Here is a 22,164-nt window from a genome sequence, read left to right on the forward strand (position 1 = left end):
TTTTAAGGAGGACCAAGAGTGAGTTTTCAAAATCATCGTGCCTATAACAGCATGTACCAGAAAGACAAAATGACACTCGGATTTATCCTCCCAACTGCCAGGATGTCTAAAAATCCGATTATGGAGAATCAGCTGGAGCTTGCCCGTAAAATTGAGGAATATGGCTTTGCTTCATTATGGCTCCGTGATATTACGATGCAGAATTTGAATATTGATGATAACGGCCAAAAGTACGATTTATGGATTTATTTGACGTATCTTGCTGCCTATACGAAGCACATTGCGTTAGTGACAGGAAGTGTAGTTCTCCCTTTGCGCCACCCCGTCAGGGTAGCCAAGGAAGCTGCATCAATCGATCAATTGTTTCCAGGTCGATTGATTATGGGAGTGGCATCAGGGGACAGGGAAAAAGACTTTACAGCTTTAGGGATATCTAAGCAAGAAAGCGGTCCGATATTTAAAGAAAATTTTGAAATTCTCGACCGTCTGTTAAAAGAGAATCAGCCGACAATCCACAGCCACGCCGGGCTGATCGATGGTACAGATATGAGGTTAATCCCAAAGCCTGTATCTTCGATTCCGACCATGGTGACTGGATTTAGCAATCAGTCTATCAATTGGATAGCCAGGAATGGGGATGGGTGGCTTCAATACCCAAGAAGCATTATTCAACAGGCGCAGCTTATCCAGGATTATCGTGCTTTAACTGAAGTTCATGCTCCAGGAGATTTTAAACCCTTTTCTCAAAGCTTGTTCATCAATTTATTGGAAAATCCCGATGAAATGCCTGTCCCAATACCCTTAGGATATTCCGTGGGAAGAAACCGTTTAGTTGATCTACTTCATCAATTTCAAGAGATTGGTGTCAACCATTTGGCGTTTGTTCTGTATTTTTCCAAGCGCCCTCCAGAGGAAGTAATCCAGGAACTTGGAGAATTTGTTTTACCCTACTTTTCAACCCATAAAGGCACAGGCCAGCTTTAAAAAATTTAATTGTATAAAAGGAGGAAGAAGTATGACAAAGAAAATAGAACTTTCAGTACTAGATCCCTCCCCAATTGTCGAGGGAGGATCAGCCGAACTTTCCCTTCAAAACACGCTTGATCTAGCAAAGAAAACAGAGCAGTGGGGATATAAACGGTTTTGGCTTGCTGAACATCATAATTGGGCAGGAATGGCGAGTTCAGCATCCCCGGTCGTAATTGGACGAGTAGCCTCTGTCACGGAAAAAATGCGTATTGGATCAGGCGCAATGCTGCTTTCCCATTATTCTCCTCTTTCCGTGGCTGAGCAATTTGGAACATTAGAAACCTTCTTCCCTGGCCGAATCGACCTTGGATTGGGGCGGGCACCTGGCACGGACCAATATACAGCAAATGTATTGCGGCAGCGGGTTGCTGGTGAACCTGAATTTGATGCCCGGCTTGAGGAGCTTATCGCTTATCTTTATGGTACAGGAACAGCCACTAAGAATGGTTCATTTAGCATTCACGCCATTCCCGGCGAAAAAACAAATGTGCCAATTTGGCTGTTAGGTTCAGGGTTTTATAGTGCACAATTGTCTGGACTACTTGGGTTACCATTCTCTTTCGCGGGACATTTTGCTCCAGGTAACATGATGGAGGCCATAAAACTGTACCGGGATTATTTTCGTCCGTCTCAATTTTTGGAGGAGCCTTATGTAATGTTAGCCGTTCAAGTGGTGGCTGCTGATGAGAAACAGGAGGCACAAAGGCTTGCCACTTCGATGTATCAAAAATTTCTTTTGTTAACCCGCGGACAGCCTTCGCCCATTTTGCCACCTGTTGATAATATGGACAAGCTTTGGAACAATAATGAACGCAGGGCAGTTGAAGAACAGCTTTTCACTTCCATCATCGGGGACCCTGCAGGTGTGAAGCAGCAGCTACATGAGTTAATAGAAAAGACTGACGCTGATGAAATTATGGTTCATACAGAGATTTTTGATCATAAGGCACGGCTGCGCTCTTATGAAATTTTGGCTCAGGCTGCAGTAAATTAAACAGTGTCTAATCTAATAAAGGATATATTTTCTGCAGATATTAAATCAGTTAAATTAATGTGATTTAGATTGAAGCAGTAAAAGAAGACAAAAGAAAATAACCTGTAAATTCTTTATAGGTTTGAAACGAAATTTTTAAAGAAAGAAGATGAGCATATGCCAGAAAATGATACAAAACAAATTACGGATATTCCATTCTCGGTCCTGGATCTCTCTCCAATTGCAGATGGAAGGACGCCGGCTGATTCTTTTCGCAATACTTTGGAGCTGGCCCGGCTCGCAGAAAAGCTGGGGTATAACCGATATTGGCTCGCTGAGCATCATAATATGCCATTTATCGCCAGCTCTGCAACATCGGTAGTCATTTCCCATGTTGCAGCAGGTACATCAAAAATCCGGGTAGGTTCAGGCGGTATTATGCTGCCGAATCATGCACCTCTTGTTATTGCTGAGCAATTTGGTACTCTGGAATCATTATATCCAGGACGTATTGATCTTGGCTTGGGCCGTGCACCAGGCACTGATCAGCTTACCGCACGTGCATTAAGACGTGACTTGAGAAGTTCAGGAGAAGATTTCCCTGAGCAGCTGGCTGAGCTCCGGAATTACTTTGACCCTTCCCTGGCACAAGGATATAGTCATGTTAAAGCAATTCCGGGTGAGGGATTAAACATACCTATTTGGCTGTTAGGTTCGAGCGGATACAGTGCCCAGCTGGCAGGAGAGCTTGGACTGCCGTTTGCATTTGCGAGCCATTTCTCTCCGCATAACACATTGCCGGCTATCCAGCTGTACCGCCGTTCGTTTAAGCCTTCTAAAGTACTGGACAAGCCGCATGCAATGGTAGGGCTAAACATCATTGCGGCCGATACAGATCAAGAAGCTGAGCGGCTCGCTACAACATTGCAGCAGCAGTTCTTGAATTTGATGCGCGGGAAGGAAGTCCCATTGCAGCCGCCAGTGGATAATATTAATGATATAGCGAGCGACTATGAAATAGCTGCCCTTGAGAATCAATTAGGAACTTCGATTGTCGGCAGTCCTCAAATCGTAAAAGAAAAGCTGGAAAAGGTTCTGGATGAAAGTCAAGCCGATGAAATTATGGCAATCGCCCAGGTTTACGATCATAAGGCCCGCCTCCATTCCTATGAAATATTGGCAGAAATTACTCAGCTAAAATAGGTCAAAACTGGCCTCACCATGGAACAAACGTTGCAATTAGTGGACATTTTAGCGGACCAGGACCTGGGTCTCCATATTTCTGTCGGCGGCTTTTGGAACGGATTAATCCGTGATGATAACAATTAGACATCCCGAGTTGTTATGATCCATGAGCGTGTGCCGCCCATAGAAAGGATTGGATCTAAAGTGAACCGGGGATTAAAAGATAAAACAGCACTCGTGACAGGCGGCAGTAGAGGTATTGGAAAAGCAATTGCCGTCGCGTTTGCCAGGGAAGGCACCAATGTTGTAATTTGTGGCTGTGGTAAAGAAGCATTAAAAGAAGCAGCAGTGGAAAATGAAAAGCTGGAGGCAATAGGTTTTAATTTTTGTAGAAAATAATTATTTAAACAGCTACATGTATGAAGTGGAACCCATAAAGTTAGACACTTTATTTACTTAGGCTGCCTTGAGGGCATGAACCCGGTCATCTACCGGGCTCATGCCTTTTAATTTTACCTTGATTCGTTGATGATTGTAGTAATAGCCCGCAAACTGGAGAAGAAATTCAAATAGCAGCTTCTAAACTACCAGCCTTTAAGCCAGGTAAAGAATTGAAAGAATCTGTAAAATAAAGGAACGTCCAATTAAGTTTTTAATAACTTAATTGGACGTTCTTTTTTTGTATAAGGGGTAGCGTTCTGTTTCAATGTATTTTTCAGTAAAGGCTTTTTATATAAGGTCACTTACTTATTTGTTATCGAGTTGTTCCGCCAAACCGATTAGAAGTCCTTCGGTTCCACGAATGTAGCAGAGCCGATATGAGTCCTCATACTGAACCACTTCGCCAACGAGCTGAGCACCATACTTAGTGAGTCTAGATACCATTTCGTCAATGTCTTCAACGGTGAACATGACGCGTAGATAACCCAGGGTATTTACAGGAGCAGTCCGGTGATCTGATATAGCAAGTGGGGTGAGAAATCGAGAAAGTTCAAGTCGACTGTGGCCATCTGGGGTAACCATCACAGCAATCTCTACGCACTGAGAACCCAATCCGGTTACACGACCAGCCCATTCACCTTCGACAGTGGAACGCCCTTCGAGGTTCAAGCCAATCTCTTCGAAGAAAGAGATTGCGTCATCAAGGGATTCTACAACGATGCCGACATTGTCCATTTTTAGTAATTTGTTTTTTTCCATAGTTTTATCTCCTTATATGTAAAAATATATTATCTGAACATCTTCATAATAATTCTATTAAAAAGTTACAAATTCCTTCCAAACAAAAAACACTATCTGTGTTGTTCACATTGTTAGAGCAAAGGTCATTGATTGCAAAGTTACACATATAAGTACAAAAAGCATGAAATAGTTTAACACCGCTAATAAATGAGATTTTATCTTATTGTGACCATCACAGTTAACTTAGGGTTGTGCACATTGTGAGCAAACGTCATTGGATGTAAAAGTTGTACATAATTACTTATTGCATAGAGAATAGGCTAACAAACTAAACCCAAAGGGCTTTCCAGTCATACATTCCTCATAATTGGTATTCATATTTTTAGAACCTCCTATATGTTATTCTAGCTTCTCTATTTATTTACCCAACTATTCATTTTGTCGATGGAAGAGTTGATTGTATAGTAAGATAATTGATAGGATAATTATGGTAGATAACCATGTGTAGGAGTGATGAATATGGCAGCTGATTATTTTGATTGGACCGACTTGTTCTGGAAAAACATCAGCGGCGGAGATCATATCGGAAAAATTAACTATTCCACTATGTTCGATAGATGAGGTTCGGTTTTCTTACTATGAAGAAATCGGTTATGAGAAAGAAGTTCAAGATGAAATTAAGAAAAGAGATGGGTTTAGTGGTGTCTATCAGTATTTGAAGCCATTTGAAGCCCATACTGTTTTACGAGTTGTGCATTATGAAAACCATGTTATTGATTTTAAAACCCGCGACATTTATGTCGCGGGTTACTTACCAGATGTCTATATCTAGACTAGCGGGTGCAGCGTATGCTTATTGTCGAACAACTTTATTGCTTAAGGATGCTCCACTCATCCCTTCACAATTTATTTTTATCCTCTGTTAATAGCCCATTTAACATGTTTGACATCTGAGGGAAGGAAACTTGTTTTATCATATTTACCATTTCATCTCCGATTAAATCATCTTTTTCTTGTTTAATGACAGCGACCTTTTTATGCAAGTCTTCCATTTTTTTATCCAAATCTGATGCCGTCTTAGCCGCCTCTTTTAATTCGATTAATAATTCTTCGGGAACTTCCTGGTTGTATTTATAATAAATTTTATGTTCTAGACTAGCCCAGAAGTCCATGGCAATGGTCCTGATTTGTACTTCCACAAAAACAGACTCTTCCCGATCTGACATGAAAACGGGAATCTTCAAGATTAAGTGGAGACTTCGATAACCATTTGGTTTGGGATTCGTAATATAGTCCTTTATATCGATAACCTCTATATCCCGTTGTGACTGGATCATTTCACTAATTTGATAAATATCTGATCGAAACGAACATGTAATACGAATACCAGCAATATCTCTTATATTATCTTTAATATGATCAAACGATAATGGGATATTTTTTTTAAGGACTTTTTTTATTAAACTATCTGGTGATTTCATGCGCGTACTAATATGCTCAATTGGATTATAGTCATGTATATAGCTAAATTCTTCATTTAAGATATTAAGTTTCGTTGTCATTTCATCTAAGGCGAACTTATAAGCCATCCTGAATCTAGTAAAGTCTACCTTTAATTCTTTTATTCTTTCTTGAGAAATATCAATGGGAAAATTCATTACACCGCTGCCTTTCTGACATGCATATGATTTATAATGAAAGAAGAACATTTTCTTCTAGTTTCTTCATTCCCCATATATTTTACTATATCTTTTAGCTTACTTAAAATTTAATATACCTTTAACCAACTTACAGAATATTGTATAATTTTTGGAAAAGGAGTGGAATAATGGAGCAAATCTTAGAGAAAATCCTTGCATGTATGCCTTCTTCCAATAAAATTCAAAAAGTCCAAACACAGCATCGGCTAACCTTAGCTGAAACATGGGGAATCAAAAAAGGCAGTAAAATATTAGAGATAGGCTGTGGACAAGGTGACACTACCGCCGTACTTGCCTATCTAACCGGTGAGAACGGACTTGTACATGGAATCGATATCGCATCGGCTGACTATGGAGCTCCAGTGACAATCGGTGAGTCCCATACCTTTTTACAAAAATCAGCAGTCGGCAGCCAGATAAAGATTGATTTTGAGACAGATATAGGAGCAGATCCACTTAGGTTTCCAGACAATTATTTCGATTATATCGTCCTATCACATAGCTCATGGTATTTAAGTTCTTTTGAAGAATTAGCGAAGATGTTAAAGATGTTAAGAAAATGGGGAAAGCAGCTTTGTTTTGCAGAATGGGACACCTCAATCAATTCCGTTGAGCAATACCCCCATTTTTTAGCTGTTTTAATTCAAGCTCAATATGAAGCCTTCAAGAAAAACAGCATGGCTAATGTACGCACACTGTTTACCCCCGAGGATATTCGGAAACTTGCCAAAATAGCTGGGTGGCAAGTCATCAAAGAACAATCGATCCATTCCCCTGATTTACAAGATGCAGATTGGGAAGTACATATGACATTAGCTGATTATCAAGAAGAATTAGCAGCGATTGAAATGCCTGAAAAACTGCGTTATCTTATTGAATCAGAAGTCCATTTATTAAAAGCAAGCATTGAAAAAATCAAGCTATCCCCTATGTCTACCTATACGTTTACAGCAACGTAACCGTGTTAAGAGGAAAAAAAGAAGTCACACAAGTGACTTCTTCAGACTGTAGACACACTCGGGTGAGATCTTTAAAATCAAGATGTTGATTTCCATTCCAGGCGCTTCGCTTTCCGCGGGCGGGCGGTGAGCCTCCTCATCGCTTACGCTCCTGCGGGGTCTCCCCTGTCCCGCTGTTCCCGCAGGAGTCTTCACGCCTTTCACTTCAATCAACTGACTTTCTAAACTTATAAGTAAAAGGCCTATTTAAAAAGAGGTTCGGAATGAAACCATTCCGAACCTCTTTTGTCTACAAAATTATATGTCACACAAGTTTAGTGAGAGTATAATAAGCTATTTCGCTATTTTCGCTACTAATTCTGGGAGCCACGAGGACAACTCACTGAATTCAAAGCCTGCTTTTTCAGCCTTTTCAGGCGTCATATACCAATCATTTGGTATGGCATAAGGAGACTTCTCTACTGCATTGTCTTCTTCCAGTGTGATGATTGCTTGTTTTCCAGTCGCTTTCTCCACTAATGATAGTAAATCACGCAAAGAGATTGCCCCTTTCGCTGTCGCATTAAATGGACCTTCAATATCAGAAAACCCTGCCCACTCTAAGAATTCGGCTGCTTCAGCTGCTAAAATAAAGCTCATTTTAGCATCCATATTGATAAAGGACATTGCTTCTTCCTTTTTCACTTTTTCTGTATGGAAGTGCAAACGACGTGTATAGTCCTCTTCCCCCATCACAATTGGAAAACGAACGGCCACAACTGGGAACGAGGCATATTTAAAAAACACAGCTTCTGCCTGTCTCTTACCCTCGCCATAAGAAAATTCCGTTTGATCTCCCATTTTAATTTCATAATGAAATGGATCAAAGTCTTCCTCTTTCTTAACACGACCGTCTATTTCATAGGTAGAAAGTGTCGATGTGAAGATTAGCTTCTGAGTCTTACCCTCCAATATCTCGCAGAGGACTTTAGCTTCATTCGGTGAATAACAAATATTATCATAGACCAGATCCCATTGACCTTCTAATGCTCCACGAAATGCCGCTTCATCAAGACGATCCACTTTAATATGCGAAACGTGTGAATCAAATGGAACCTCACTTTTACCACGGGTAACAATGGTCACTTCATGGCCAGCTTTAGTGAGCCTCTCAACTAATTTTTTACCAAAAAACCGTGTCCCGCCTAATACTAAGATTTTCTTCATATCGCACATCCCCTTCTTTTTCAATCTTTACTGATATGTATACATCATCCAAAATCCAATATCTTCAAAACCAATTTGCTTATAGATGGCTCCAGCTGCTGGATTATCATAGAACAAGCAAAGTTCTTTTTCTTCACTCAGTAATTGACTACATAGTTTCACCATACACTTAGTTGCATGACCCTTTTTCTTATAGTTTGTATGTGTAGCTACACTTACAACCATGGCTGATAAGGAGTTTTCTGCAGCGGTTGACGCGGTAGATACCATGATACCGTCTTCTTTAATAAAGAACGATCGTGAAACGCCTTCTTCGAATCCCCGCTTCTTTCTCTCTACTGTCATCTTATTATTACTAAACTCGGGGATAGAATTTAATAAGACAATCAAATCCTCTGCATCGTCAGGAACTGCTTGTTGTACAATTGACACATCAACAGTCTTAGTATCTGTAGTCAATTTCGTACACTTTGCATAGTAAGTCTGCCTTTTTCTTTGGTTTTTTTCTAGTAAATAAGGTTCGAATTTTTCGGTAACCTGTTTAAGACCTGACATCATCTTAAGGGTCGGATCCTTGCGTAAAATCTCCGCAAATCCCTCAACATCAAAGTCACCAGGCGCATATGGAATATAATTATCTTCGTATTTTAATAAGACAGCGACTAACGCCCCCGTATCATCAAACTCTCCCCAGACCTTCTGAAACTCCTGCTCGTACCCATACGCCTCAATATCCCCTATGATAAAAAGGTTTTCGGCACGCTGGTTTTTAATAAGGTTAAAACAAACTTCATGATCTGCACTAGTTAACCGTCTAATCATCATTCTCTCTCCTAATCTAATTATACGAATATTCTATAATATTACTGTAAAAAAGAACCAATAGAAAGGATAATTTAATCAACCTTTCCAAATCGTTCTTCCATTCCTTCCTCAAGATCGAAGAGACATATAAAAAACGCACCCCAGGATTGAGGGCGTTTATAAGTTATGAATGATCTTTCGCTACATTTCGTTAAGCAGAGTCTCTTCGAATTTAAATTCAGTGTCAGCAAGTAAATGTAAGGATGCAGCCACATCTATCCACTTTTGAGAAGCGGCACAGGTATAGCATTTTCCAAACAATTTTGCTTGTTCTTCTTTTAGGGATGATAGAAGTCCGTTTCGCTCTTTAAAAAAATGGGAAAAATCAATTGCCCTTCTTGAACCTAAAGGAAAGGCAAAATGAGTTAAATGACCTTTTTCTTCATTGGAGATTTGTGAATCTAGTAGTTGCTTTGCCTTAAGAAGAATTGCTTCACCGCCAAATTTAGGTTGAATGCGCTGTTTCTCATAAGCATCTTTGTAAAGTTGAATTGATTGATCATAGATCTCATCATCGGAAGGAAATCCTCTTCTTTTGGGTGTTTTCCAATATCTATACGCACCACTACTCCAAGGTATATTTTCTGCTTTCCACGCCTTCTCTAATTGCTCCACTGAAAGCCATACATACGGATATCCTGCAGGGTCATGTATTAATACTTCGTTATCTCTCAGTTCCACCACAAGGACATAATGGTCACATCCGCCTAAGAACTGATGATTTGGTAAATAGGTTAAATGCCCCATATCCAGAGGCCCTAACATAACTGGTGACACCTCCAAGTCACATTTTAACCGTTCAATTGGCATCTCCTCATCCATTGAACTTGCTTGTTCCACTACACTAAAACCTAGTGTCCTAAAAGCAAGATTCACACCTTTATCTGGACTACTTAATCCGTTATCAAAAAACAACATATTATTTCTTTCTAATGATGCACCTAAAGAAAATCCTGTTGTCACCTCAACTAATGATGGTGATATATCCTCTCCCATTACAGATAATAACATTGAGACCGAACTTGAATAACAATACGCACCGTTCCCCTTATAATAGAAACTCATGCTTACTTAACCGGTATCCAAATTTCCGAGTAATAGTTTGAAGCGGCTGGATTGTCCTCAGGGTACACCTCCAGGTCTGGTGTTCCTGCATGTTGGTATCCGCTTGTCGGGAACCATTCTGTGAAGATTTGCTGCCATGTTTTCTGCATTGCCTCAGGCATTGGACCGTGAACCTCGAAGACAATCCATTTGGAGGCAGGGATGGTTAAAGAGGAAAAGCCATCTGGTAGTTTCCCTTGATGTTCGGCTGCAATCCAGTAATCAATTGCGTCCTGTTGACCATCTCCCCGCTTATCGACACATACACCAAGGAGACCTTTGATTTGACCATTAATCAGTTTTTCAATTCGACCGCTTGTGCCGTCAGCATTCACTTGATCCCACATAACCGGAATCCCTTTTAAATTCTCACCATTTTTCAACGAATATTCCCGCTTGATTCCTGTTACCGTAAAAGACTCCCTCTCCAACACATTGTATTTCATTGGTTCTGCCCCTTTCAATTTCACTTGGATGACCAAGCGTTCATAGAATGTCAGCCTTCCCATATACTTTCGCGCTTCGCTGGGATTCACTCCATGCTGGCGTCGAAAAGCCTTTGAAAAAGCCTCGGGAGTGTCATAGCCATACTTGTACGCTAAATCGATGATTTTGCAATTGGTTTTGGATAGCTCTTGAGCAGCCAATGTTAATCGCCGCCGTCGAATGTATTCCCCAATTGAAGTATCTGTTAAGATCGAAAATGTCCGGTGAAAATGAAAAGCAGATGCATTCGCTTGCCGAGCGATTTCTTCAATTGAGAGATCCTCTAGTAAATGCTCCTCCATATAGTCAATTGCTTTCATAATCGATTCAAGCCAACCCATATCACTCACTCCTTGTATACATCCTACCAAGCATTAACGTCTAAATCCTGTCAGTTTCTGCTCTCTTGCGTCTGAATTTTCTCTATATTTCAGCGCACTTTAATACTGTAAAACCTCATTGCTTTTGGATTACCCTTTATTTCGAATGTTCCGCTCTTAATTAATTGTTTTATGCGATAGTCGATAAAACTATCCCCGATATACTGTTCAAGATCACAGATGACAGCACCAACCAACAAAGAACTTTTCAAGAAATCTTTGACGGGTTGGTTACGATGGAGCTGTTTCGCCTTTTTAATGATAAACGAGTCATAATAATCTTCTTCAACACTATGTATGTGACTATCTTTCCTAATACGCAATGTGTCATTAGATTCAGCAAGACGTTCCCATTCTTGAGTAAATCGATTTCTCTCTTGCTGAGTTAGGACTCGCTTTTCTTTGTTTTTCTCGTAAATCAACGCTAAGTCTTCTGAAATCATTTCACCCATATGTAGAAAAGTAACTTGGCTATCAGGCCGATAAAATAGTTTTGTATAGTCTTGTGTTGTATGAATGAGGATTATATTCTGACATTCTTTTAATAAATAAAGGGCATATCTCAATCCGACTTGTTCATGAGCACTCTCCCCAGCCCAAATATAAATGGTCATGTCCAGCTGAAGAAGCCTAATTTGCTCCTTGAAATCAAGAAAGTCTTGTTCATTTACAGAGAACTGCCGACTTTTAAACACTCTATCCTATGATTCCAGCCGCTTTCTTCATGTAATGTATAGATGGGACCAATTGGGTTTGAATCACGTACCCTTCCTCGTTCAACTCCCGTTCGATTGCGTCCTTATCCAGGGCATGAGGAAAAGACGGGTTCTGTATAGTTGTTAGGAATAGATGCGGGTTTTCTGTTTTTTCAGGAAGTATTTCTGGAACCACACCATAAAGGGACCGTAATCCATTTACTAATTCCTCAACTGCGGATGCTATATTTACTGATGTTTCCTGCACTACGATTGTTGAAAGAAAAGCTAGTGCTTTTCTCCCTGCCTTGCTTGTATATCGGATCCAACATTTATCCATTTCCATATTCTACCTCATAAAACACCAGAATAATCCATAAATCCGCAGTCAACAGGAACGCTAATCCCTGTCACAAAGCCGCTCGCCTGATCATCAACCAGCCATAATAATGTGCCTAGTAAATCCTCTGGACTGCCTAATCGCCTCATGGGTGTTTGCGCAAGTATTTTGTCTGTACGTTCTGTGTTCGTTCCGTCCTCATTTTTCAAAAGAGCATCATTTTGTTTGGTTAGAAAGAAACCAGGAGCTATCGCATTCGCCTCCGCCTGTTATGACAGCCACTTTTTCCCTGAAGGTTCTTATTGATTGGTAACATTTTCACTGCTCCTTTCTGCCTTCTCCTTCTCACTCCTTTGTTCAAGACTGTCCCATAAGCCGAGAATGTACATGATTCCCATTGCCCGATCATATAACCCATATCCCGGTCGTGCGACTTCTCCCCAAATCATCCGACCATGATCTGGGCGGAAATACCCCTTGAAATCATAATCATGCAGTGCTTTTACAATTTCATATAAATTAATTGATCCATCACTGCTGCGGTGTGAGGATTCTTCAAAATCTCCATTTTCATAGATTTTCACATTCCGAATATGAACAAACGGAACCCGATCCCTTTTTAAAAAGTAGCGTAAAATTTCCGGGATATTGTTGTTAGGATTTGCACCAAGTGATCCTGAGCAGATGGTCAGACTGTTCGCAGGACTATCTACCATGTTCACAATTCGCTCTAGATTTTCTTTATTGGTAACAATTCTCGGTAATCCAAAGACACTCCACGGTGGATCATCCGGATGTAACGCCATTCTAATATTTTCTTCTTCCGCAACAGGGATAATTTGTTCTAAGAAATAGCGGAGGTTATCAAATAGATCTTCTTCTGATACTTGGCTATACAAATTAAAAAGCGATTTCAACTGGCTTAAGCGTTCTGGCTCCCATCCAGGCAATGAAAATCCATTTGAGTCATTTTCCATTTGTTCCACGATTAGGTCTGGATGACTATTCTCAATCTGTTCCTTAGAATAGGCGAGAACCGTTGAACCATCAGGAAGTTCCTTTGCCAAATCAGTTCGGGTCCAATCAAATACCGGCATAAAGTTATAGCAGATAACCTTTACGCCAGCTTTAGCCAAATTCCGAATCGTTTCTTGATAATTTCGAATATAAAGTTCGCGAGTTGGCAGACCGAGTTTAATATCTTCATGAATATTCACACTTTCAATCACATCTAAATTCAACCCTCGGCTTGTAATTTCATTCTTCAACTCAAGAATATTTTCAAGCGGCCAAGCTTCTCCAACGGGTACGTCATATAACGCACCAACGATTCCATTAATACCTGGAATCTGTTTAATATGCTCTAGGGACACGCTATCATTTTGATGACCAAACCATCTGAAATTAACTTTCATGATCAACACTTCCTTCCTAATCTGCCAGGTTAAATAAAATATTGTGGATAGGTTTTTCGTAATTCATTCTGTTCAATCACAACTAAATTCAAGTGTTCCTCCATAATCTTTCGTGCACGATCGACATCCTGGTTCAGAATCAATCGATATATTTCATGATGCTGAGAGATAATAATTTCCCAATTCGAGTCAGACGATAACCTAAGCAAGCGCAGCCGGTTAAAATGATTATTAAGCATTTGCAGCATTTCCCATGTTCGAGCCTTTCCACAGCTGCTAAACAAAATTTGATGAAATTCCTCATCTAGTTGGAAAAACTCTTCATCGAATAGATGATTATGAAGGTTCTTTTTATCAGAGCAGAGTCTCTGCATCGCTAAATTACTTTCCAGCTTAAACCGATTATCTTCTGGAAAATTACTGCATACAAGCGTAACAATTTCTTTTTCTATCTTCTCGCGGATAAATCGTCCCTCTTCTACGTGCTCCAGATTAATCTTGGAAACTACTGTCCCGCTTTGCGGGATAATATCTAGCAGCTCTTCTTGTGCTAGCTTCATAAACGCCTCACGGATTGGTGTCCTGCTTACATTCAATTCATCCGCCATTTCCTTTTCAGAGATTTTAGTTCCAGGCTCAAGTTCTAACCTTAATATTTTATTTCTAATAATGTTATAAGAGTAATCTCTTGTTGAACCACGAACATTCTGACGGGCTGTCACTCGCTTCCCTCCTCATGTACCACATTTCTTTTATATAATTTGAAAGGGCTGGTCTTCAGCAATTGAATAAACCGGAATAAGCGGGAACATTCCTTTGATCAGATAAGATAAGCACGATGAACGCCTTGTCTCTGAAATACTGCCACCAGGCATAAATCGTCTAAATCCTAACATTGGACCATATTTAAAGATTAACAAATAGATAATAGGCAAGATCAACAGGGAATACAACTGCCAATCTTTCAATATTCGTTTGAAATTTCTAGCCGTTTCCGGTTTGCTATTTATCTTGGCCTCAACTACAGGTTCTTGTCTAATCGCCTCCACTTTCTCCTCTGCCTCCTCTTCTCATTAGTTGAAGCTGTTATTCAATTTCCTCATACTTGAAATAATCAAAATCCGCATGAAGTCTTCTCCCTGATGTATCTTGACAGTGCATACCGACAAAGGCTCCTGTGAAAAAACCACCATGACTTATATAATCATCGGAGAGCTTATAGGATTCGAATGGTTCGGAAAGATTAGTCCATTCCGTGCCATCAAATGAATACATAAACTGGAAGGTCTCTTTTCGTACCTCAACCTTTAAATAAAGCGCTTTCAAATCATCCGGTAAAGGAATTTCTTTTTCGGCTAACGGAAAACTCGATGCAAACCGATCACACACCATTAAATCAAGGATTCGACCTTTTTCTTCATTCCACGTAACATGAGCGTATACCCAGTTTTGTGTATTGTAGTAGCAAATTAAGCCTGCCATTTGCTGAAAGCTTTCTGGATTAAATTCTACCTTCGTTTCAGCATCAAAGTAAAAGCTTTGCCAACGTCGAGCCACATGAGCTTGTGTGAATAAGGAATGTAATGACTCTCTTCCGTATAGGCGCAAATAACCTGGTCGTTCTGTCAGCGAACCGATTTCTTCATTGAAAGGAATTCGCAGTGTTTGAAAATGGTGATTCAAAACAGTTGAATTGAAGTCATCTTTCGTCTCAAAGTCTTTTTCCCACTTTTCTTCAAGAAGATCTGGACTTTCTACTTCCCATGAAGGTGTATTTCCACCAACTACATATGGCCAGTTATCCCGCCATTCAAGTGCTTGAATCGCTGTTTCCCGTCCCAGTGGGCAATACCCTCTTTCATACACAGGTTTCTCTTTTCGAATCGGCCGTCCAGTTAAGTGGACTAAGTACCACTCGCCGTTTTGTGTTTCCACCAGCGATGCATGTCCAGCTTTTTGTAATGGGTTTCGAAGATCAGTCCAAGTTGTAATGAGTGGATTTTCTGGATGCACCTCATAGGGACCATTCAAGTTTTTAGAACGTGCGATTGTGGCTGCATGCTCATATTTTGTTCCGCCTTCAGCCGTTAATAAATAATAATAGCCGTTCATAAAGTACAGATGCGGCGCTTCCGTTAATCCCCAGTCTGTTCCCTTAAAAATAATCTCCGGCTTGCCAATCAATTTCTTCTCCGCATGACTATATTCTTGCAGGACAATTCCATAAAAACGATGATTATATCCTCTTTGATCCCAAACCATATTGACTAAATACTTTCGTCCGTCCACATTATGAAACAGTGAAGGATCAAAACCAGAGCTGTTTAAATAAATCGGTTCACTCCATTCTCCATCTATTTCATCACATGTGACTAAATAATTCTGTCCATCCTTCCAAGTGTTCCCGTCCACAACCTTGATATCCGAATAAATCAACCAAAATTGCCCATCAGAATAACTTAAACAAGGCGCCCACACACCACCCGAATCAGGATTTCCCAGCATATTCAACTGACTAACGCGGTTCAGCGGCCTGCTGACCAAATGCCAATTTTTTAAATCCCTAGAATGATGAATCTGTACCCCCGGAAACCATTCAAATGTTGAAACAGCTATGTAATAATCATCCCCCACTCGGCAAATACTTGGATCTGGATTAAACCCTTTAAGAATCGGATTCTGAATCAAAATTAATTCCTCCTTCATTTATAAAGCGCTTACATTAAAGATAAAAAAATTTTAAAACCTGTTAAACTACCATACTAGTATGGTAGTTACCTATATATTAATCAAAATTTTACCAATTGGCAACACTTTTTTTCAGAATATTAAAAAAAGAAGCTGACTGAATCAGCTCCCGCAAGGTAATAATTGTTAGAAGTAGTTTTACACAAATAACAAATAATAAAACTAAAGGAGTGACAATATGAGAGAAAACGACAAACAAACGGAAGACACCTTCACAGTCGCTGGTACAAATATTGATGCCGTAAAAAGACAAAACGAACGATCAGGAATGTCCTACAAAGAAGTACAAGAATTACTAGCCAGAACCACTGGCGGACGTGGAACGGCAATCTATAGTGACACCAATATAGAAAAAGTAAAAGAACAGAACCAACAATCAACCGACTGATATTTACAAGATGCTGGGAGCAGTCCTCTTGCTTCTTAGTTTGTTCATCATATAACTAAAGAAGGGTGTCATAAACACAACACCTAAAACCATAACAATAATGCTAGCCATTAAATACTCGGAATCCATACTAAACAATACTTTATTTCTAAACCATGATTGAAAAGGCAAACCTAACCCAAGCAGTACGGCAAAGAATACAACCTTAGTCAGCCAGCTCTTCCCTTTCATTTTCTTAATCGAGCTATTCACAAACACACGCAAAAGAGCTAATCCCAAACCAACAGCAAAGAAAATCGGTAAATACACTTTCACATCTTTATTTAATATAAACGCCGAAGCCATCATTGCAACAGCACTAAAGAGCGACACAAGCATAATAATATAAGATTTTTTCAAAACAATCACCCTTCACATTTAGAATGACAATCAACATACTGTTGATTGGTATACACCCATTTTAAGTACTTATAGAAACCAAAGCAATGAACAAACTAACCACATCTGTTTAGTCACTCTCTTGAACATGCGGATCGATGTAATTTACTCATTATTCCCGTCTGGTGATAGTTTAATCCCGTCTACGAACCACGTATTCCCGTCTGGCTGCTTCGCGACTGGTAAAAATACCCCAATGGGTATCTCAATGAACTGGTTTTTTTAAAAATGAGTCGCTTTTTTTGATCCCGCTCATACTAGGGGGTATCCCTTTGCTATTTTGCATGATTCACCGGATATTCCCGTCTGCGGATGCTGTATTCCCGTCTGGTACGTGCTTAATCCCGTCTACGTACCATGTATTCCCGTCTGGACCTGGCATAATCCTGTCTGGCGGCTTCGCAACTGATCATAAATACCTATGTGGGTATCTCGTTGTCCCATCCTCCTTAACTGAAATTACAAAAACTCCATTTTGGTTAAAATGGAGCTAATCTTTCTCGCTAAATGAAATTGGACAAGCCTACTGATGACTCATAAACTCTTGTATTATTCTTGTTCCATCTTCTATTTGTTCAGTATATTGTCCTCCTGTGTATTCCTTAATAACGTTTCTCCAAAACAATTGTGCTGGTTCATTATTTTTCAATTGAAAAATTCGCCAGTTCCCACTATGTATATGGAATATATCTTTAGCGACTGATTTACCTACACCCATTCTTCGATACTTTTTCATAATAAAGAATTCAGCAATGGAAAAATAAGTGCTAGTTTCTGCTTCTAGACTTTTTACTAAAACGAAGCCAGCATACTTTCCATTGATCCTAATCAAATAGGCGAAATGGTTTTTTTCTGTCCAATATTCTTTTAAAGGATACTCACTGAATCTCCCATTTTCTTCAACGTGTGCGTCAATAAACTCTGAAAAATCATAGATATAAAATTGTAATAAGTTCGCAAGTGTTTCCCTATTATCGATACTCGCTTTACTAATTTCGTAGATCATCGGCAGCACTTCTCCCAATACACTAATTATTTTTGGATTAGAAAGATAAAAAGCTCATACTCGTTTCTGGTCAACGGCACGTGCACCTGCAAAAAGTAATAAAATCATCAGGATGATTGTTACCAAAATGCTTCCAGTTAAGCCGTGGGTCGATTCGTCTATTAAGGTATTCATGGCATGGTTGCTTAATTCTGTTGGGCTCCATTTTAGGAATTCCGAAAACAAACTGCCGGCAATTGACAAGACGGAGAAAAACAAAATATTCACGATTGCAATAGCTCCGTTGCTAGTTAATATGGCGCTGCTGAAGATGACACAGACCACAATGAACAAGCAGTATAAGCTATAAATAAGCATGCTTTCCATTACTTGTTGAATGGGAATCGTAGAAAACAAAATAACCGTATAATAATAGGATAAAAGATAACCGCAGATAAACGAGATAACCACTATCGATCCTTCGGCAAGTGTTTTACTGCCAACAATTTGCAAACTAGATACGGGCCGGGTGAGGATAAACGTTAACGATCCATTTTTTCGTTCATCTGAGATTGTTGACATTACCGCTATCACTATGACGAGAACCCCTAATGTATTCAACTGTGATAGGACCGAAGCCATGACTTCCTCTGCACTTGGTACAGGCATTTGTAAAACAGATCCTTCTGGAAGCCCTCCGCCCATTTTCAAAATATCTTCCATGTAATAAAGAGTGAGCGGCTGGGTGAGCGTCATCAGCATAAAAACGATGGGCAGCCAGATGACTTTTTTACTGCGTATACTACCTAAATATTCTTTTTTAACAAGAGTAATAAATCCCCTCATGGTTTCACCGCTTCCATAAATAACGTTTCGAGCGTTTGTTTCCTTTCTTGAAACGAAACGAGGTTGATATCTTGATCCACACACCATTGTAAAAACTGTTTTTTCTCTTCAATAGATTTAAACGAGACCTCTGCTTTATTAGGCCTAATCAAATTTATGGTAAAATTATTCATTTCTGGTAGTGAGGATGCACTTTCGACTTCAAATACGTCGGAAGCCTGTGATAGTAACTGTTCCAGCGTTCCTTGTGAAATAATTTCTCCGTTTTTCATCAAAAGAATATCATCACTGATTTCTTCTGCATCATGCAATACATGCGTCGAATAAAGAATCGTCGTCTTTGTTTTCAGATTAGACAGAATGGTCATAACCTCACGTCTGCCAACAGGATCAAGCGCAGAAACGGGTTCATCTAAAAAGAGAAGAGCAGGTTCATGCAGTATGGCTTGAGCTAAACCGAGTCGCTGCTTCATTCCTCCTGAAAACCCTTGGATTTTCTTATTTCTTACCTCACTAAGGCCTGTTGCGGTAAGAACTTCCTCTATTTTCCGAGATAAAAGATCTTCGTCCATCTTGGATAAGCGACCTACAAAAGTTAAAAACTCACCTGGGGTCATCCACTCATAAAAAAAGGGGACCTGTGGTAAAAAGCCAATATCTTGCTTCCATTCTTTTGCTTTTTGAAAAGAGATTTCTCCCTGTTTATATGCAATCAATCCTGTTAACATCTTCAATAAGGTCGTTTTCCCAGCGCCATTTGGACCAATCAAGGCCACACAACGTCCGTGTTCCAGTTCAAAACTCACATCATTTACAACCACTTGATCATTAAATATTTTTGATAAGTTCCTCACATAGAAACTCATGTCCTCCGTCCTCTTTTACCAAAAATAAAGAAGACTATCGGTCCGATGAGATTGAAAAAAAGGATAATTAGAACCCAAAGCCATTTTGGACCATTTGTATACGCCGTATTTTTCAAACTTACAAGCGCGGTCACGACTAAAATTAATTGTAAAATGATAACAGGCACTAAAAGCTGAATCAATAAGGTATTATCCATTATTCTTACGCCCCTTTCGTTTCTCAGGATAAATGACAAATAAATAATAGAAAACAGCACCTGAAGGAATATTTAACAAACCTATAAACCCCCAAAACCAGGGATTTTTATTATGTCTTCTTGCAGAAATAAAGATAGATGTACTTTGAATAAGTAATAATAGTCCAATCGCTATAAACAGGATAAGTTGGTTTTCTGCTGAAAGATTCTCTATATTTATGTTCATAGGACTGAATCACCTTGCTTGGATTTTTTATTTTTCCAAATCATGACACAAGGTACGGCAACGATTCCCAAAACTTGAATGCCGATATAAAGAATAGGTGCATTTGCTAAAACTAACGTTAGAATGATAATGCAGAAGCTAGCGATCAGCATAAAAAACATCAATTCTCTATTTAGCCTTTTCTTGTGTTCCGCTTTTTTCTTGTTCAACATCATTGATAATGTCGCTAGGTTGGGGGCTGAACGTTCTATTCCTTCAGTGATTTTTTCAAATGCTTCTTTAATTTGCTTCTCTTCATCAACCTTCATCTTCATGCATCTCCTTCCTAACCAGTTTTATGCTTTTATTGACTCTAGATTTTACGGTACCTTCGTGACAATTTAGGATTTCGCCGATTTCAGCATATGTGAATCCATAATAGTGCCTTAACAGCAAAGGAATTCGATACAATGGCTTTAATGTGGAAATCGCCTCCATCACTTCATTAAAGTCGACTTTGTTCAGCTGTAATTCCCACTTTAGTGCAGAAGAATGCTCATCCGCTGCTCTTTTGAATAAGCCTCGTTCTCGCTTTTTTTTCCGCAATAAATCAATATACGTCCGAGTAGCAATCGTAATTAACCAGCTGGAAAACTTACTCTGATGATTGAAAGAAGTAATTTGAAGATAGCATTTCAGCATAGTTTCTTGTAGAAGCTCTTCAGCAATCATAGGATTAAAAGTCATTTTAATTAAATAGTTATAGATAAATGAATAATGCCGTTGAAAAAGCGCAGTAAATGCTGCTTCATCCCCTTGCTGAGCAAGTGTGATGAGCTGATGTTCTTCAAACTCCTTCAAAAGTAAACCTCCTACTTTTCCGACTTACTAGTAATACGATCCTCACTAGATAAACGTTCACTTTTTTTAAAATTTTTTTTAAAAAAGAGTACCATTAGTTTCACCTAATGATACTCTCTAATGTACTATTGAGTTTTTTTTGAAGACAAATAGGCGACAAGTACATACCGTTCTGGTGCAGCCCCTATAAAAGTAAAGGGATAACAGGTACTAACCGTCAGGGTTGCACGTGGTTTTGGAACGATGACCGTGCGATCATCTTTATCCACGATCCGAACTTTGTTAATTTTGTAAGTGAATTCGCCTGCCGATGTTCTTACAATCAACAGATCTCCTTCCCCTACTTGCCCAAGACGACGGAATACGGTATCTCGATGACCGGAAAGAACGGAATTATCCTTTTCACCTGGTAAGACACTATCTGCAAAGTGCCCTACACCTTTCTCCAATTCATCCTCATTCGTTCCATGGAAAATAGGAAGGGTTGCATTTAGTTTAGGTATATACAGTTCTCCAATTTCCTCCCCCGTTTTGGGCCGGACCGGATAGAGCTCTTTTTCCGTAGATTTGATATCTGCAGGTGGTTCAGTTGGTTCTTGCATTTCACCACTAGCACTATGGGATTTGAACAGAAGATACCCTTTAGCAAACTTATACATATTCGTTGTAGAAAACCAAATACCAACTAAAATCAAAACACATGTACAAGAGATTAGCAGTACTCGCTTTTTGTTTTGCATGTTAAGCTTTCCTGACTTTTCGATACATCAAACTTCCTAATAAGATCATGAACAACCCTATAAGGCTATTAGTCAAATAATCCGAAGCGGTATTTGGAAGTTTAGCTCCTTTTACCGTTTTAACCTCTTGATTCTTATTTCTCTTTTTACTTGGAGCTGGTGCCTTTTCGATAGTTTTAGATACCTCATTAGCAGAGTGATACATTTGTTGCCCTGCATTCGTAATGGTTTCAGAATCCACCATATCGCTCGTAATCAGAAGATCAGCTAAGAACTTTCCATCAGTCGTGTAGATCATTATTTTTAGGTTAGCATCTGTTAATTCTTCCATTTTCATTAAATCTGAAAGTGACATAGGTGATTCTTCACCGT

Annotated in this window: 31 protein-coding genes and 2 pseudogenes; 9 read left to right on the forward strand and 24 right to left on the reverse strand. The window is 39.4% G+C overall.

Features of this window, described 5'->3' with window-relative positions:
• Positions 1-18 precede the first annotated feature (18 nt).
• The 4 genes from WYK_RS17590 to WYK_RS25795 all read left to right on the forward strand — a co-directional run bounded on the left by WYK_RS17590 (position 19) and on the right by WYK_RS25795 (position 3,586).
• Entirely contained in the window at positions 19-984 is a 966-nt protein-coding gene (locus WYK_RS17590) for a TIGR03571 family LLM class oxidoreductase (protein WP_040375765.1), read from the forward strand.
• A gap of 31 nt (positions 985-1,015) precedes the next feature.
• Positions 1,016-2,023, forward strand: a complete 1,008-nt coding sequence (locus tag WYK_RS17595; RefSeq protein WP_040375766.1) for an LLM class flavin-dependent oxidoreductase — start codon at positions 1,016-1,018, stop codon at positions 2,021-2,023.
• Positions 2,024-2,179: 156 nt separating this feature from the next.
• Complete coding sequence (locus WYK_RS17600; protein ID WP_040375767.1) at positions 2,180-3,205, forward strand: LLM class flavin-dependent oxidoreductase; 1,026 nt, start codon at positions 2,180-2,182, stop codon at positions 3,203-3,205.
• A gap of 186 nt (positions 3,206-3,391) precedes the next feature.
• The gene (locus tag WYK_RS25795; protein WP_040375768.1) at positions 3,392-3,586 is read left to right on the forward strand and encodes an SDR family NAD(P)-dependent oxidoreductase; all 195 of its coding nucleotides are present in this window, start codon (positions 3,392-3,394) and stop codon (positions 3,584-3,586) included.
• A 57-nt stretch (positions 3,587-3,643) separates the two neighbouring features.
• Here WYK_RS25795 and WYK_RS26210 read toward each other — a convergent pair whose 3' ends face one another.
• A complete protein-coding gene (locus WYK_RS26210; protein WP_407951468.1) occupies positions 3,644-3,763 on the reverse strand; it encodes an IS3 family transposase in 120 nt (39 codons plus the stop codon).
• On the opposite strand from WYK_RS26210, the pseudogene WYK_RS24145 reads away from it, so the two are divergent.
• Positions 3,730-3,819: pseudogene (locus WYK_RS24145) on the forward strand (HU family DNA-binding protein); the annotation flags it as partial. The gene WYK_RS26210 and the pseudogene WYK_RS24145 sit on opposite strands and share 34 nt — an antisense overlap.
• A 115-nt stretch (positions 3,820-3,934) precedes the next feature.
• Here WYK_RS24145 and WYK_RS17610 read toward each other — a convergent pair.
• The gene (locus WYK_RS17610) at positions 3,935-4,387 is read right to left on the reverse strand and encodes a VOC family protein (protein WP_040375769.1); all 453 of its coding nucleotides are present in this window, start codon (positions 4,385-4,387) and stop codon (positions 3,935-3,937) included.
• Between the two features lie 517 nt (positions 4,388-4,904).
• Between WYK_RS17610 and WYK_RS17615 the strand changes: the two genes are divergently transcribed.
• Positions 4,905-5,201, forward strand: a complete 297-nt coding sequence (locus tag WYK_RS17615) for a hypothetical protein (protein ID WP_051387641.1) — start codon at positions 4,905-4,907, stop codon at positions 5,199-5,201.
• A 67-nt stretch (positions 5,202-5,268) separates the two neighbouring features.
• On the opposite strand, the gene WYK_RS17620 is transcribed toward WYK_RS17615, so the two are convergent.
• Entirely contained in the window at positions 5,269-6,027 is a 759-nt protein-coding gene (locus WYK_RS17620) for a GTP pyrophosphokinase (RefSeq protein ID WP_040375798.1), read from the reverse strand.
• A 170-nt stretch (positions 6,028-6,197) separates the two neighbouring features.
• Here WYK_RS17620 and WYK_RS17625 point away from each other — a divergent pair, with 170 nt between their 5' ends.
• On the forward strand, positions 6,198-7,028 hold the full coding sequence (locus tag WYK_RS17625) for a class I SAM-dependent methyltransferase (protein WP_040375770.1): 831 nt from the start codon (positions 6,198-6,200) through the stop codon (positions 7,026-7,028).
• A gap of 333 nt (positions 7,029-7,361) precedes the next feature.
• Here the strand turns inward: WYK_RS17625 and WYK_RS17630 are convergent, their stop codons facing one another.
• From WYK_RS17630 to WYK_RS17680, 11 genes and pseudogenes are all read right to left on the reverse strand, one after another.
• Positions 7,362-8,234: an NAD-dependent epimerase/dehydratase family protein gene (locus WYK_RS17630; protein WP_040375771.1), complete on the reverse strand. Its 873-nt coding sequence runs from the start codon at positions 8,232-8,234 to the stop codon at positions 7,362-7,364.
• Between the two features lie 27 nt (positions 8,235-8,261).
• On the reverse strand, positions 8,262-9,056 hold the full coding sequence (locus tag WYK_RS17635) for a GNAT family N-acetyltransferase (protein WP_040375772.1): 795 nt from the start codon (positions 9,054-9,056) through the stop codon (positions 8,262-8,264).
• 183 nt (positions 9,057-9,239) lie between these two features.
• Entirely contained in the window at positions 9,240-10,109 is an 870-nt protein-coding gene (locus WYK_RS17640) for a cysteine peptidase family C39 domain-containing protein (protein ID WP_051387644.1), read from the reverse strand.
• 56 nt (positions 10,110-10,165) lie between these two features.
• The gene (locus tag WYK_RS17645) at positions 10,166-11,029 is read right to left on the reverse strand and encodes an AraC family transcriptional regulator (RefSeq protein ID WP_040375774.1); all 864 of its coding nucleotides are present in this window, start codon (positions 11,027-11,029) and stop codon (positions 10,166-10,168) included.
• Positions 11,030-11,118: 89 nt separating this feature from the next.
• The gene (locus tag WYK_RS17650; protein WP_051387645.1) at positions 11,119-11,763 is read right to left on the reverse strand and encodes a DUF3658 domain-containing protein; all 645 of its coding nucleotides are present in this window, start codon (positions 11,761-11,763) and stop codon (positions 11,119-11,121) included.
• A 1-nt stretch (position 11,764) separates the two neighbouring features.
• A complete protein-coding gene (locus WYK_RS17655; protein ID WP_040375775.1) occupies positions 11,765-12,109 on the reverse strand; it encodes an alpha-glucuronidase family glycosyl hydrolase in 345 nt (114 codons plus the stop codon).
• An 8-nt stretch (positions 12,110-12,117) separates the two neighbouring features.
• A pseudogene (locus tag WYK_RS17660) lies at positions 12,118-12,360 on the reverse strand (SDR family oxidoreductase); the annotation flags it as partial.
• 42 nt (positions 12,361-12,402) lie between these two features.
• The gene (gene uxuA, locus WYK_RS17665) at positions 12,403-13,518 is read right to left on the reverse strand and encodes a mannonate dehydratase (RefSeq protein ID WP_040375777.1); all 1,116 of its coding nucleotides are present in this window, start codon (positions 13,516-13,518) and stop codon (positions 12,403-12,405) included.
• A 29-nt stretch (positions 13,519-13,547) separates the two neighbouring features.
• Positions 13,548-14,240 (reverse strand): GntR family transcriptional regulator, encoded by a 693-nt coding sequence (locus WYK_RS17670; protein ID WP_040375778.1) that lies wholly within the window; start codon positions 14,238-14,240, stop codon positions 13,548-13,550.
• 30 nt (positions 14,241-14,270) lie between these two features.
• Positions 14,271-14,567: a hypothetical protein gene (locus WYK_RS25800; protein WP_040375779.1), complete on the reverse strand. Its 297-nt coding sequence runs from the start codon at positions 14,565-14,567 to the stop codon at positions 14,271-14,273.
• A 37-nt stretch (positions 14,568-14,604) separates the two neighbouring features.
• Complete coding sequence (locus WYK_RS17680; protein ID WP_040375780.1) at positions 14,605-16,224, reverse strand: glycoside hydrolase family 43 protein; 1,620 nt, start codon at positions 16,222-16,224, stop codon at positions 14,605-14,607.
• Positions 16,225-16,444: 220 nt separating this feature from the next.
• Between WYK_RS17680 and WYK_RS17685 the strand changes: the two genes are divergently transcribed.
• Positions 16,445-16,654: a gamma-type small acid-soluble spore protein gene (locus WYK_RS17685; protein WP_040375781.1), complete on the forward strand. Its 210-nt coding sequence runs from the start codon at positions 16,445-16,447 to the stop codon at positions 16,652-16,654.
• Between the two features lie 3 nt (positions 16,655-16,657).
• Here WYK_RS17685 and WYK_RS17690 read toward each other — a convergent pair whose 3' ends face one another.
• Entirely contained in the window at positions 16,658-17,053 is a 396-nt protein-coding gene (locus WYK_RS17690; RefSeq protein WP_040375782.1) for a hypothetical protein, read from the reverse strand.
• A 311-nt stretch (positions 17,054-17,364) separates the two neighbouring features.
• On the opposite strand from WYK_RS17690, the gene WYK_RS25005 reads away from it, so the two are divergent.
• Positions 17,365-17,586 carry a hypothetical protein gene (locus tag WYK_RS25005; protein WP_161629154.1) on the forward strand — a complete coding sequence of 74 codons (222 nt, stop codon included), beginning with the start codon at positions 17,365-17,367 and terminating at the stop codon, positions 17,584-17,586.
• A 29-nt stretch (positions 17,587-17,615) separates the two neighbouring features.
• Here the strand turns inward: WYK_RS25005 and WYK_RS17695 are convergent, their stop codons facing one another.
• The 9 genes from WYK_RS17695 to WYK_RS17735 all read right to left on the reverse strand — a co-directional run.
• The gene (locus WYK_RS17695; protein ID WP_040375783.1) at positions 17,616-18,098 is read right to left on the reverse strand and encodes a GNAT family N-acetyltransferase; all 483 of its coding nucleotides are present in this window, start codon (positions 18,096-18,098) and stop codon (positions 17,616-17,618) included.
• A gap of 54 nt (positions 18,099-18,152) precedes the next feature.
• On the reverse strand, positions 18,153-18,923 hold the full coding sequence (locus WYK_RS17700) for an ABC transporter permease (protein WP_040375784.1): 771 nt from the start codon (positions 18,921-18,923) through the stop codon (positions 18,153-18,155).
• Positions 18,920-19,789, reverse strand: a complete 870-nt coding sequence (locus tag WYK_RS17705; RefSeq protein ID WP_040375785.1) for an ABC transporter ATP-binding protein — start codon at positions 19,787-19,789, stop codon at positions 18,920-18,922. Before WYK_RS17705 ends, WYK_RS17700 begins: the two co-directional genes overlap by 4 nt.
• The gene (locus WYK_RS17710) at positions 19,786-19,986 is read right to left on the reverse strand and encodes a PLDc N-terminal domain-containing protein (RefSeq protein ID WP_040375786.1); all 201 of its coding nucleotides are present in this window, start codon (positions 19,984-19,986) and stop codon (positions 19,786-19,788) included. Before WYK_RS17710 ends, WYK_RS17705 begins: the two co-directional genes overlap by 4 nt.
• Positions 19,979-20,212: a hypothetical protein gene (locus WYK_RS17715; protein ID WP_040375787.1), complete on the reverse strand. Its 234-nt coding sequence runs from the start codon at positions 20,210-20,212 to the stop codon at positions 19,979-19,981. Before WYK_RS17715 ends, WYK_RS17710 begins: the two co-directional genes overlap by 8 nt.
• A complete protein-coding gene (locus WYK_RS17720; protein WP_040375788.1) occupies positions 20,209-20,520 on the reverse strand; it encodes a YxlC family protein in 312 nt (103 codons plus the stop codon). The genes WYK_RS17715 and WYK_RS17720 overlap by 4 nt, the downstream gene beginning before the upstream one ends.
• On the reverse strand, positions 20,510-21,052 hold the full coding sequence (sigY, locus tag WYK_RS17725) for an RNA polymerase sigma factor SigY (RefSeq protein ID WP_040375789.1): 543 nt from the start codon (positions 21,050-21,052) through the stop codon (positions 20,510-20,512). The genes WYK_RS17720 and sigY overlap by 11 nt, the downstream gene beginning before the upstream one ends.
• Before the next feature lie 125 nt (positions 21,053-21,177).
• Positions 21,178-21,792 (reverse strand): class D sortase, encoded by a 615-nt coding sequence (locus WYK_RS17730; protein WP_040375790.1) that lies wholly within the window; start codon positions 21,790-21,792, stop codon positions 21,178-21,180.
• Between the two features lies 1 nt (position 21,793).
• A partial coding sequence (locus WYK_RS17735) for a processed acidic surface protein (protein ID WP_152526500.1) occupies positions 21,794-22,164 on the reverse strand: 371 nt, incomplete at its 5' end.

Origin of the sequence: Peribacillus psychrosaccharolyticus ATCC 23296, from assembly GCF_000305495.1 — a bacterium.
Classification (GTDB): domain Bacteria; phylum Bacillota; class Bacilli; order Bacillales; family DSM-1321; genus Peribacillus; species Peribacillus psychrosaccharolyticus.

Excerpts from the sequence above, each read along its gene's own strand:
- WYK_RS17635 (WP_040375772.1), bottom strand. The coding sequence starts at position 9,056 with ATGATTAGACGGTTAACTAGTGCAGATCATGAAGTTTGTTTTAACCTT.
- WYK_RS17620 (WP_040375798.1), bottom strand. The coding sequence starts at position 6,027 with ATGAATTTTCCCATTGATATTTCTCAAGAAAGAATAAAAGAATTAAAG.
- WYK_RS17600 (WP_040375767.1), top strand. The coding sequence starts at position 2,180 with ATGCCAGAAAATGATACAAAACAAATTACGGATATTCCATTCTCGGTC.
- WYK_RS17720 (WP_040375788.1), bottom strand. The coding sequence starts at position 20,520 with ATGAAGGTTGATGAAGAGAAGCAAATTAAAGAAGCATTTGAAAAAATC.
- WYK_RS17640 (WP_051387644.1), bottom strand. The coding sequence starts at position 10,109 with ATGTTATTATCTGTAATGGGAGAGGATATATCACCATCATTAGTTGAG.
- WYK_RS17700 (WP_040375784.1), bottom strand. The coding sequence starts at position 18,923 with ATGAGGGGATTTATTACTCTTGTTAAAAAAGAATATTTAGGTAGTATA.
- WYK_RS17680 (WP_040375780.1), bottom strand. The coding sequence starts at position 16,224 with ATGAAGGAGGAATTAATTTTGATTCAGAATCCGATTCTTAAAGGGTTT.
- WYK_RS17610 (WP_040375769.1), bottom strand. The coding sequence starts at position 4,387 with ATGGAAAAAAACAAATTACTAAAAATGGACAATGTCGGCATCGTTGTA.
- WYK_RS17710 (WP_040375786.1), bottom strand. The coding sequence starts at position 19,986 with ATGGATAATACCTTATTGATTCAGCTTTTAGTGCCTGTTATCATTTTA.
- WYK_RS17730 (WP_040375790.1), bottom strand. The coding sequence starts at position 21,792 with ATGCAAAACAAAAAGCGAGTACTGCTAATCTCTTGTACATGTGTTTTG.
- uxuA (WP_040375777.1), bottom strand. The coding sequence starts at position 13,518 with ATGAAAGTTAATTTCAGATGGTTTGGTCATCAAAATGATAGCGTGTCC.
- WYK_RS17685 (WP_040375781.1), top strand. The coding sequence starts at position 16,445 with ATGAGAGAAAACGACAAACAAACGGAAGACACCTTCACAGTCGCTGGT.
- WYK_RS17595 (WP_040375766.1), top strand. The coding sequence starts at position 1,016 with ATGACAAAGAAAATAGAACTTTCAGTACTAGATCCCTCCCCAATTGTC.
- WYK_RS17715 (WP_040375787.1), bottom strand. The coding sequence starts at position 20,212 with ATGAACATAAATATAGAGAATCTTTCAGCAGAAAACCAACTTATCCTG.
- WYK_RS17655 (WP_040375775.1), bottom strand. The coding sequence starts at position 12,109 with ATGGAAATGGATAAATGTTGGATCCGATATACAAGCAAGGCAGGGAGA.
- WYK_RS17645 (WP_040375774.1), bottom strand. The coding sequence starts at position 11,029 with ATGGGTTGGCTTGAATCGATTATGAAAGCAATTGACTATATGGAGGAG.
- WYK_RS17625 (WP_040375770.1), top strand. The coding sequence starts at position 6,198 with ATGGAGCAAATCTTAGAGAAAATCCTTGCATGTATGCCTTCTTCCAAT.
- WYK_RS17630 (WP_040375771.1), bottom strand. The coding sequence starts at position 8,234 with ATGAAGAAAATCTTAGTATTAGGCGGGACACGGTTTTTTGGTAAAAAA.
- WYK_RS17705 (WP_040375785.1), bottom strand. The coding sequence starts at position 19,789 with ATGAGTTTCTATGTGAGGAACTTATCAAAAATATTTAATGATCAAGTG.
- WYK_RS17695 (WP_040375783.1), bottom strand. The coding sequence starts at position 18,098 with ATGATCTACGAAATTAGTAAAGCGAGTATCGATAATAGGGAAACACTT.